We start from the raw sequence: 9,991 nt of genomic DNA on the forward strand, positions 1-9,991 counted from the left end.
GAAGCTTCGTGCCGACGTCGCCAAGGCCGCGCTGGGCGGGACCGAGAAATCGCGCGAACGCCACGTGTCGCGCGGCAAATTGCTCCCCCGCGACCGCGTCGAACGCCTGCTTGACCCCGGCTCACCCTTCCTCGAGATTGGCCAGCTCGCGGCGGGCGACCTCTATGACGGCGAAGTCCCCGGCGCAGGCCTCATCGCCGGCATCGGTCGCGTGTCGGGCCGGCAGGTGATGATCGTCTGTAACGACGCGACGGTTAAGGGCGGCACTTACTACCCGCTGACCGTCAAGAAGCACCTTCGCGCCCAGGAAATCGCCGAGGCCAACCGCCTCCCCTGCATCTACCTTGTCGATTCGGGCGGCGCCAACCTCCCGCACCAGGCCGAGGTCTTCCCCGACCGCGACCACTTCGGCCGCATCTTCTACAACCAGGCACAGATGAGCGCGCAAGGCATCGCCCAGATCGCCTGCGTCATGGGCAGCTGCACCGCCGGCGGCGCCTATGTCCCGGCGATGTCCGACGAAAGCGTGATCGTGCGCGAACAGGGCACCATCTTCCTCGCCGGTCCACCGCTGGTGAAGGCCGCAACGGGGGAGGAAATCAGCGCCGAGGAGCTTGGCGGCGGCGACCTCCATGCACGCAAATCGGGCGTGGTCGATCACCTCGCCGAAAATGACGAGCACGCGCTGACCATCGTCCGCGACATCGTCTCGACGCTGCCGGCTTCGACTACCGCGATCGACACCCGCGAACCCCGCCCGCCCTCGTTTGACGCCGAAGACCTCTATTCGATCATCCCCGAGGACGTCCGCGCGCCTTACGACGTCCACGAAGTCATCGCCCGCCTCGTCGACGGCTCGGAATTCCACGAGTTCAAGGCGCTGTACGGCTCGAGCCTCGTGTGCGGCTTCGCCCACATCTGGGGAATGCCGGTCGCGATTCTCGCCAACAACGGCATCCTCTTCTCCGAAAGCGCGCAGAAGGGCGCCCATTTCATCGAGCTCGCCTGCCAGCGCCGCATCCCCCTGCTGTTCCTGCAGAATATCTCGGGCTTCATGGTCGGCGGCAAGTATGAGGCGGAAGGGATCGCCAAGCATGGCGCGAAACTCGTCACCGCCGTCGCCACCGCGCAGGTGCCAAAGATCACCATCCTCATCGGCGGCAGCTTCGGCGCCGGCAATTATGGCATGTGCGGCCGCGCCTACTCCCCGCGCTTCCTGTTCAGCTGGCCCAACAGCCGCATCAGCGTGATGGGCGGCGAGCAGGCCGCATCGGTCCTCGCCACCGTCCACCGCGACGCTGACCAATGGACCCCCGAACAGGCCGAAGCCTTCAAACAACCCGTCCGCGACGACTATGAAGCGCAAGGCAACCCGTGGCACGCCACCGCGCGGCTGTGGGACGACGGCATCATCGACCCCGCCCAAACCCGCGACGTCCTTGGCCTCGCCCTCGCCGCCACCCTCAACGCCCTCATCCCCGAACGTGCGTCGTTCGGCGTGTTCAGGATGTGATAGGTATGGCTTTCAAGTTGCTGAGAAATTTGGGGGCAAAACAGGTTGCCCATCGATTGCTCTCAGCCGGTCCGTTTTTTGTGTTCGCCTTGATGTCTGTCGTTGCCACTCCGTCGGCAGAAGGCAACAGAGATCTTTTTTGGTCCGTGAACCAATACTTTCGAGACGGCTGGCGAGCCGTTTCGGGAGTCGGCATCGTCCTGATTTATTTTGGGCTTTGGTGGTGGACATCCATTCCGGAGTCAGTGCCAAATCCGCGCCGAGATCTTCAGGTTACGCTTCGCTCGTTCCAATCCGAATTTCTGCAATTGCGAAACGGCCTTTTTCGTTGTGAAGGCGATGGGGCATTCGATCAGCAGACGGAAAAGGCCAATATTTTGTTGAATGAGATGAAAGTCTGGGTCGACGCACAAATGTCTGCCGAAGCTTGGATGCGTTTGAGTCGGCAGAAGGCGAGCGCGTTACACTACACGTTTGCAGGGAAGGACTTCGCAGCAGACAAAGCGGATGCGCGCGATGGCGTGATAAACGGGGTTGATGGGTACATCGAAGCCATCGACGATCTCATAATAAATGACGGTTGGGACAAATGATCACTTCCCTCCTCATCGCCAATCGCGGGGAAATCGCTTGCCGAATTATCCGCACCGAAATCGAAGGTAAATGATGACCCGCACCAACTGGACCCGCGCCGAAATTGCGGCGCTGTTCGACCTGCCGTTCACTGAACTCGTGTTCCGCGCCGCCGAGACGCACCGCGCGCATCACGCACCGGGCGAAGTGCAATTGTGTACCCTGCTCTCGATCAAGACCGGCGGCTGTCCCGAGGATTGCGGCTATTGCAGCCAGTCCGCCTCCTCAAATTCGGGCCTCAAGGCCGAGAAATTGATGGATGTCGACGCCGTCCTCGCCGCCGCAGCCGAGGCCAAGGCGACCGGATCGCAGCGCTTCTGCATGGGCGCGGCGTGGCGCGAACCCAAGGACCGCGACATGGGTGCGGTGTGCGACATGGTCGCCGGGGTGAAGGCGATGGGGCTCGAAACCTGCATGACGCTCGGCATGCTGTCGGGCAACCAGGCACGCCAGCTCAAGACTGCCGGGCTCGACTATTACAACCACAATATCGACACTTCGCCCGAACATTATGGCGACATCATCACCACCCGCACCTTCCAGGAACGGCTCGATACGCTCGAGGAAGTCCGCTCGGCGGGGATGGCGGTGTGCTGTGGCGGGATCGTCGGGATGGGCGAGACCCGCGAGGACCGCGTCGGTTTCCTCCACGCGCTGGCCACCCTGCCGCGCCACCCCGAGAGCGTCCCCGTCAACGCGCTCGTGCCAATCCGCGGGACGGTGCTTGGCGACCTCCTCGCCGACACGCCGATGGGCAAGATCGACGACATCGAATTCGTCCGCACCGTCGCCATCGCGCGCATCACCATGCCACGCTCGATGGTCCGGTTGTCAGCGGGCCGCGAAAGCATGAGCGAGGCGACCCAGGCATTGTGCTTCATGGCCGGCGCCAACTCGATCTTCACCGGCGACAAACTCCTCACCACCGCCAACGCCGGCGACAGCAAGGACGCGGCCTTGCTCGCCAAGCTCGGGCTGAAGCCGATGCAGGCCGAAGAACCAATGCGGGCAATGGCCGCCGCCGAATGATCGCTTCGCTGCTCATCGCCAACCGCGGGGAGATCGCGTGCCGCGTCATCCGCACCGCGCGGAAGATGGGGATTCGCTCCGTCGCGGTCTATTCGGACGCCGACACCAGGGCGCTCCATGTCCGCATGGCCGATGAGGCGGTGCATATCGGCCCCTCGCCCGCGCGCGAATCCTATCTTGTCGGCGACAAGATCATCGCCGCCGCCAAGGCGACCGGGGCCGAGGCGATCCATCCCGGCTATGGCTTCCTGTCCGAGAACGCCGACTTCGCCCAGGCGGTGCTCGACGCCGGGCTGATCTGGGTCGGCCCGCGCCCTGAATCGATCCGCGCGATGGGCCTGAAAGACGCCGCCAAGCAGCGCATGATCGACGCTGGCGTCCCCGTCACTCCGGGCTATCTCGGCGCCGACCAGTCCCCCGCGACGCTCGCCGCCGAAGCCGGCAAGATCGGCTACCCGATCCTGATCAAGGCGGTCGCCGGCGGCGGCGGCAAGGGCATGCGCCGGGTCGAAGCTCCCGCCGAGTTCACCGACGCGCTCGCCTCATGTCAGCGCGAGGCGGCGAGCTCCTTCGGCGACGACCGCGTTCTGCTCGAGAAATACATCCTCTCGCCGCGCCATATCGAGGTGCAGGTGTTCGGCGACACTCACGGCAACGTCGTCCATTTGTTCGAGCGCGACTGTTCGCTCCAGCGTCGCCACCAGAAAGTCATCGAGGAAGCCCCGGCCCCGGGCATGGACGACGCCACCCGCGCCTCGATCTGCGACGCAGCGGTCAAGGCCGCGAAGGCGGTCGACTATGTCGGCGCGGGCACGATCGAATTCATCGCCGACACGTCTGATAGAGAAGATGGGGGCTCAGGTCTGCGCGCCGACCGCATCTGGTTCATGGAAATGAACACCCGCCTCCAGGTCGAGCACCCCGTCACCGAGGAAATCACCGGCCAGGACCTCGTCGAATGGCAGCTCCGCGTCGCCAGCGGCGAACCGCTTCCCAAGCGCCAGGACGAACTCACCATCAACGGCTGGGCAATCGAGGCGCGGCTCTATGCCGAGGATCCGGCACGCGATTTCCTGCCAAGCGTCGGCCGGCTCGAGCATTTCGACCTCGGCGTCGAAGCAGGTGAAGAAGGTCGCATTGAAACCGGGGTGGAGGAGGGCGACGCAATCTCGCCCTTCTACGACCCGATGATCGCCAAGCTCATCGCCCGCGGCGACGATCGCAACGAAGCAATCACCAGCCTCGCCGCGATCATCGACGAACTGGAAATATGGCCGGTGCGGACCAACGCCGGCTTCCTGTTCAACGCATTGGTCCATCCGGCGTTCGTCGCCGCCGAGATCGACACCGGCTTCATTGCCCGCGATCTCGACGCGCTGGTGCCGGACCCCGAGCCCGACGAGGCGATCTGGCGCGGCGCGGCGGCAGTCGCGCTGGCCGAGGATGATGACGGGGAGGGACTCGGAACGCTCGCCGGTTTCCGCCTCAATGCTCCTGCCAATCGCGCCGTCTCACTCGGCCGAGGTGGCACTTTCCGCACCGTCTCGCTCGACGGCGAGGGAGAAACCGTGCCGGTATCGGGCTTTCGCGACGATGAGCGCGTGGTCGTATTCCTCGAAGGCCAGGCCTATGCCTTCGATCGTGCAGCGCGCGGCAGCGTCGGCGCGGGTGCCGGGTCGGGCGCGATCCTCTCCCCCATGCCCGGCAAGGTCACCGCGGTCGACGTTGCCCTCGGCGAGACCGTCACCAAGGGTCAGCGCCTGCTCACGCTTGAGGCGATGAAGATGGAGCATGGCCTCGTCGCCCCGTTCGACGGGACCGTCGCCGAACTTTCCGCCGTCGCTGGCGCGCAGGTCGCCGAGGGAATCGTGCTGGTGAAAGTAGAGCCGGACGAGCGTCATCCCGGCGAAAGCCGGGACCCCGGACGCTAAGCGAACCGGCTCTCGATCCTCCCGGGATATCGGCTCCCGCCGGGACGACGCTCGCCACCACCGAAATGCCACTCTACCAAACGCCCCCCAGATTCTTCTGTCCTACTCCGCCCAAATTTGCCTAAGCCCATAACCATGACCAGCGGCTCTCTCCTCGCTCCCAAAAAGTCGGAGGGCCGCGCGGCCGCTAAACTGACTAAACTGACACAATCGGGCTGACACCGCGTCCATCTTGTCAGCTTAAGCCCCCAGCCGGAGTCTCACCCATGAACATCGACGCAGTTTCCGCAGTCGTCACCGGCGCCGCCTCGGGCCTCGGCGAAGCGACCGCGCGCGCACTCGCCGCGAAGGGCGCCAAGGTCGCCGTGTTCGACCGGGACGTCGAGCGCGGCGAAAAGGTCGCGGCGGAGATCGGCGGTATCTTCTGCGAGGTCGATGTGACCAGCGACGAGAAGGTCGGCGCGGCGTTCGACAAGGCCCGCGCGGCCCACGGCCAGGAGCGCATCCTGGTCAACTGCGCCGGCGTCGCCAATGCGGTCAAGACCGTCGGCCGCGACAAGGAAACCAAGGCACCCAAGCGTTACCCCATGCACCAGTTCGAACTGGCGATCGCGATCAACCTGATCGGCTCGTTCCGCTGCATCGCCTTCTCCGCCTACGGGATGGTCGGGCTCGATCCGCTCGAGGATGGCGAGCGCGGCTGCATCATCAACACCGCCTCGGTTGCCGCCGAAGACGGGCAGATCGGTCAGGCGGCCTATGCAGCGTCGAAGGGCGGAGTGCTGGCGATGGCGTTGCCGATCGCGCGCGACCTGATGAATGACGGGATCCGCGTCAACACCATCCTGCCCGGCGTGTTCAAGACGCCGATGGTGGCGATGATGTCGCAGCAGGTGCAGGATGCGCTGGGCGCGCAGGTGCCGTTCCCCAAGCGGCTCGGCAATGCCGAGGAATATGCGCGCCTTGCCTGCTTCATCGCCGAAACGCCCTATCTCAACGCCGAGAGCATCCGCCTCGACGGAGGCATCCGCATGGCGCCGCGCTGAACCGGTGAGCATCGTCGCAGATAACAGCTTGCTCGAAGCCCTCGTCCTCGCCTCGCGGCAGGCGGGGGCGGAAATCCTGCGCCTCGTCGCCGCCGGGTTCAAGATCGAGACCAAGGACGACGCTTCGCCCGTCACGGTGTGCGATCGCGTCGCCGAAGCGGTCATCCTCGCCGCGCTGGCCAAGGCCGCGCCGGGCGTCCCGGTGATCGCCGAGGAGGAAGTCGCCGCCGGCCGCATCCCAGCGCATGGCGACACTTATTTCCTCGTCGATCCGCTCGACGGGACCAAGGAGTTCATCCGCGGCGGCGACGATTATACCGTCAATATCGGGTTGATCGTCGATGGATCGCCGGTGCTCGGCGTGGTCTATCAGCCCGCGGTCGACCGGCTGTGGGGCGGGCTGGTCGGGCAGGGGGCGTTCGTAGAGGATGGATCGGGACGGATCGCGATGTCGACGCGGCCACTCGGGCAGGAACGCGCTGCGGTTGCGTCGAAATCGCACTTCAACCAGGCCACCGCCGACTATCTCGCACAGGTGCTCGGCGAGTGCGCCTATGTCTCGGTCGGTTCGTCGCTCAAATTCTGCATCGTCGCCGAGGGCCGCGCCGACCTCTACCCGCGCCTGTCGCCGACCAGCGAGTGGGACACTGCCGCCGGTCACGCCATCCTGCTGGCCGCCGGCGGACGGGTCGACGGACTGGACGGCACGCCGCTACGCTACGGCAAGATGGCCTTCCTCAACCGCGGGTTCTGCGCGACGGGCGGCTGGGAAGCGCCGGCGATCGGTCCGTTCATGACCGAATTCGGCGGCGGGGGTGACTTGCCTCAGGGCGTGTGATCGGCGGCAGACGAAGATGTTCCTCGCCACCACATCTGTAATGGATGTGAATTCGGCGCGAATCTCGCCCTATTCGCGCCCTGCTGAAGCGCTGCAACTTCCGTACGCGCAGCCTTGATTCTTGTGCGCAGCAGCATCGCCGAGCGGCTCTCGGGCGGATGTCGCGACAGCAGGGTCGTCAGCCGCTCGGCCTCACGCAGCGCCTCGTCGAGCTCGGCCAGCCAGCGGGCGCGGTTCGATCGGTTGATATCCTGTTCGCGGTTCACGCTATCGGCCCCATCAAAGTGGCCGTCGCTATCGGCCCCGCCTGATTTCGATTTCGTGCAGGCATGACCGAAACGGACGAATTTCCCGCTGACATCCAGCTGGCTTGCGTTATGCTCCACTTCGCTCGGTACCTTGTTTCATAAAGGTGCGTCCTCATGGATTATGCCAGTCTCGTGCTCGCCGAGCCATCGCTCGCCGTGCCTCAAACTCTTGCGCCAATCCTCGTCGCCGGAAGCAGCGCGAAAGCGCGAGACCGTGGCGCTGCGCTGGTCGAAGCCGCGGGTGTCAGGCTCGCCGGGGTCGTCCCGATCGCCGACGCGGTCGAACGGATCGACCTGCAGGTCAGGGCGAGCGCGATCTGGGTCGAACTCGACGATGACGGCGGGGACCCGCTCGATCGGCTGCTCGACCGCATCGACCGCGACGCCGCCAACGGTCTCTATGCGGCCATCGTCTGCGCCGCCCCCGGGCTGCTCGACCCAGTCGCGGCGCGGTTGAGCAGGGGCGCTGTCGAACTCCTGATCGCTGAAAACGACTGCGGCGATGAGCCGGCACGAGTCGCGGCCCTGGCGCTCGCGCTCGCCGCGCCCGCGCGCGGTACCCGGCTGTCGGATGTCGCGACCGACACCAGCGCCGCCCGCCTACGCCAGTTGACCGACGAGGTCGGGCGGATCGCGGCCACGCTGGCGCGCCTGTCCAGTGGGCCGAGCACCCCGGCACCGATCGCCCTGCCGACTCCCCGTCCGACCGCGCCCGATCCGGCGCCCGATATCGCACCCGAAACGATCCGCGCCGTGATCCGCGCGCGGCGCCTGCGCGCGCGGTTCTTCGCCAACGAGCTGTTCGCCGACCCGGCGTGGGACATGCTGCTCGACCTCACCCAGGCGGAAATTTCCCAAGTCCGCGTGCCGGTGTCGAGCCTGTGCATCGCCGCGGCGGTCCCCGCCACGACCGCGCTCCGCTGGATCAAGACGCTGACCGACAGCGGACTTCTCGTGCGCCGCGCCGACCCGCACGACGGCCGCCGCGTGTTTGTCGAGATGGCGCCGAACACGAGCCAGGCGATGCGCAACTATTTCGGCGAAGTGGGCCGCGTCGCCGGCGCTTGAGCTTCGGGTCGAGGCCCAGCGCCGGTTTGCTCTTGGCTACGTGTACCCGAACGGGGAGGTGGTGGGCGCTGACGGGCTCGAACCGCCGACATCTTCCGTGTAAAGGAAGCGCTCTACCAACTGAGCTAAGCGCCCGCGCAAGCGGTGCGCGGCGCGATGCCATGCACATGGCGGAGTGGCAAGCGTGGGCATTGCCCGTGCGGGGAATAGTGTCGCTGCGCTGGCGGTCGCGGGCCTTCTAGTCAGGCCGTATGGAGACTTCCGTAGCCGTCACGACTCCGACCGGGCTCGGCAGATCGACCTCATCCCCGACCTCGGCGCCGATCAGCGCGCGGGCGAGGGGTGCCGCGAAGCCTATCCGTCCGGATGCAGGATCGCTCTCATCGTGACCGACCACTTCGAGCACGCGCCGATAGCCTTCGCGTTCGATCGTTACGACGGTCCCGATCGCGACCGTATTTCCCGAAGGACGGGGCGCAACCTGGGCGGTCGCCAACCGGCTTCGCCAATAGCGCACATCGCGCAGCAACTCGGTCCGGCGATCGCCGGCGGGCGTCGTGGTCAGCTCCAGCTCAAGCGCCTCATTCCGCGCGGCGATCAGTTCGTAGCCGCGCTTGGTCACCGGATTGGGACCGGGGGGAAGCGGAAGCTCGAAACGAGGCTCGAGATGTTCTTCGTCACTTTCGCGGCGAAAGGCGACGCTCACGACGGTCGTTGAGGGTTGAAGGGCCGGGTCATTCTGCCGTTGCTAGCACGGCTGAGCGCATAACGGCATCCACTGTTCGATCCGGTGGTGTCCAGCGATCACGGCAAGCCGGGCGTCGCACCGGCTAATGATCAGAGTCCCCGAACCAATTTGGTCGCCACCGCGATCCACGGTGGGTCGGTGACGACCGACTGGCGACTGCCGGCGCCGGGGGGGAGCAGGTGGAGCTTGCCGTCTCCCCCAGAGTCCCCGGCGGAGGCGTCGCGGCCGATCAGCCGACCGAACTGGAACCGGCCGGCGGGCCGCGGAACGAGCACATCGCGGTTGAGCGCCTTGCCGAAATCTTCGGGCCCGAGCTGCTCGCACCAGATCTCGTCGCCGGCGCGATAGTCGCCGAGCGAGCTCGTCACGGTTATCGCGACCTGACCCGCGCCGGCCTTGGGCGGGACGACGATCCCGTTGCGGCGCGGCGCGCTCGCCCCTGCGGCGCCGAGGACGGCGACGACCGGCAATTCGGCCTTGTCGGGACTGTCGACCAGGTCCGAGGCTTCAACCCCGAGCGCGGCGGCAATGCGGTTGAGCCAGCCGACCGAGACCGTGCGCGTGCCCGTCTCCAGCCGGCCGATGGTCTGCGGCGTGGTCGGTGGGGTGCAGGCCTTGGCAACCTCGTCCAGCGTCATCCTTCGGGCGCGGCGAACTTCACGAATGCGGGTGATCATGGGCGACAGCCTCGTAACCAATGCGGTTTTTCTTCTGTCCTACAGTCGCGCCCTTATGGCAAGCCTTCATCTTGGGAGGAACAAGGCATGGCGCGACGCGATGGACCAAGGCTGCTTGAGGAACGAGCAATTGAAGACGGGGTGGTCAGCGGTCGTCCTGTGCCGCCCCGAACCGACGGCAAACGAGCCGGGCGCGGCAG

At 66.0% G+C, this 9,991-nt stretch carries 12 protein-coding genes and 1 tRNA gene; 9 read left to right on the forward strand and 4 right to left on the reverse strand.

Translation table 11 applies throughout. The features are described 5' to 3' along the window. The 7 genes from Q0R27_RS04465 to cysQ form a co-directional block, all read left to right on the forward strand. On the forward strand, positions 1-1,513 hold a 1,513-nt coding region (locus Q0R27_RS04465; protein WP_293941383.1), incomplete at its 5' end, for a carboxyl transferase domain-containing protein. A 5-nt stretch (positions 1,514-1,518) separates the two neighbouring features. Then, positions 1,519-2,106 (forward strand): hypothetical protein, encoded by a 588-nt coding sequence (locus tag Q0R27_RS04470; RefSeq protein ID WP_293941386.1) that lies wholly within the window; start codon positions 1,519-1,521, stop codon positions 2,104-2,106. After that, entirely contained in the window at positions 2,103-2,180 is a 78-nt protein-coding gene (locus Q0R27_RS13445) for a biotin carboxylase N-terminal domain-containing protein (protein ID WP_366079849.1), read from the forward strand. The genes Q0R27_RS04470 and Q0R27_RS13445 overlap by 4 nt, the downstream gene beginning before the upstream one ends. Further along, positions 2,177-3,175, forward strand: coding sequence for a biotin synthase BioB (gene bioB / locus Q0R27_RS04475; protein ID WP_293941389.1), 999 nt, complete (start codon positions 2,177-2,179; stop codon positions 3,173-3,175). The genes Q0R27_RS13445 and bioB overlap by 4 nt, the downstream gene beginning before the upstream one ends. Then, a complete protein-coding gene (locus Q0R27_RS04480; protein WP_293941392.1) occupies positions 3,172-5,106 on the forward strand; it encodes an acetyl/propionyl/methylcrotonyl-CoA carboxylase subunit alpha in 1,935 nt (644 codons plus the stop codon). Before bioB ends, Q0R27_RS04480 begins: the two co-directional genes overlap by 4 nt. Positions 5,107-5,372: 266 nt before the next feature. After that, entirely contained in the window at positions 5,373-6,152 is a 780-nt protein-coding gene (locus Q0R27_RS04485) for an SDR family NAD(P)-dependent oxidoreductase (protein WP_293941395.1), read from the forward strand. 4 nt (positions 6,153-6,156) lie between these two features. Beyond that, positions 6,157-6,990, forward strand: a complete 834-nt coding sequence (cysQ, locus tag Q0R27_RS04490) for a 3'(2'),5'-bisphosphate nucleotidase CysQ (RefSeq protein ID WP_293941398.1) — start codon at positions 6,157-6,159, stop codon at positions 6,988-6,990. On the opposite strand, the gene Q0R27_RS04495 is transcribed toward cysQ, so the two are convergent. Beyond that, positions 6,978-7,376, reverse strand: a complete 399-nt coding sequence (locus Q0R27_RS04495) for a hypothetical protein (protein WP_293941401.1) — start codon at positions 7,374-7,376, stop codon at positions 6,978-6,980. The two genes, cysQ and Q0R27_RS04495, sit on opposite strands and share 13 nt — an antisense overlap. Before the next feature lie 36 nt (positions 7,377-7,412). Here Q0R27_RS04495 and Q0R27_RS04500 point away from each other — a divergent pair, with 36 nt between their 5' ends. Continuing rightward, entirely contained in the window at positions 7,413-8,366 is a 954-nt protein-coding gene (locus Q0R27_RS04500; protein WP_293941403.1) for a winged helix DNA-binding protein, read from the forward strand. Positions 8,367-8,425: 59 nt separating this feature from the next. On the opposite strand, the gene Q0R27_RS04505 is transcribed toward Q0R27_RS04500, so the two are convergent. The 3 genes from Q0R27_RS04505 to Q0R27_RS04515 all read right to left on the reverse strand — a co-directional run bounded on the left by Q0R27_RS04505 (position 8,426) and on the right by Q0R27_RS04515 (position 9,791). After that, a tRNA-Val gene (locus tag Q0R27_RS04505) sits at positions 8,426-8,501 on the reverse strand. 103 nt (positions 8,502-8,604) lie between these two features. Then, the gene (locus Q0R27_RS04510; protein WP_293941406.1) at positions 8,605-9,072 is read right to left on the reverse strand and encodes a GreA/GreB family elongation factor; all 468 of its coding nucleotides are present in this window, start codon (positions 9,070-9,072) and stop codon (positions 8,605-8,607) included. Between the two features lie 131 nt (positions 9,073-9,203). After that, on the reverse strand, positions 9,204-9,791 hold the full coding sequence (locus Q0R27_RS04515; RefSeq protein ID WP_293941409.1) for a helix-turn-helix transcriptional regulator: 588 nt from the start codon (positions 9,789-9,791) through the stop codon (positions 9,204-9,206). Here Q0R27_RS04515 and Q0R27_RS04520 point away from each other — a divergent pair. Further along, a partial coding sequence (locus Q0R27_RS04520) for a hypothetical protein (RefSeq protein WP_293941412.1) occupies positions 9,790-9,991 on the forward strand: 202 nt, incomplete at its 3' end. The two genes, Q0R27_RS04515 and Q0R27_RS04520, sit on opposite strands and share 2 nt — an antisense overlap.

It is taken from the genome of Sphingomonas sp. (assembly GCF_025362505.1).
In the GTDB taxonomy this organism is placed as follows: Bacteria; Pseudomonadota; Alphaproteobacteria; order Sphingomonadales; family Sphingomonadaceae; genus Sphingomicrobium.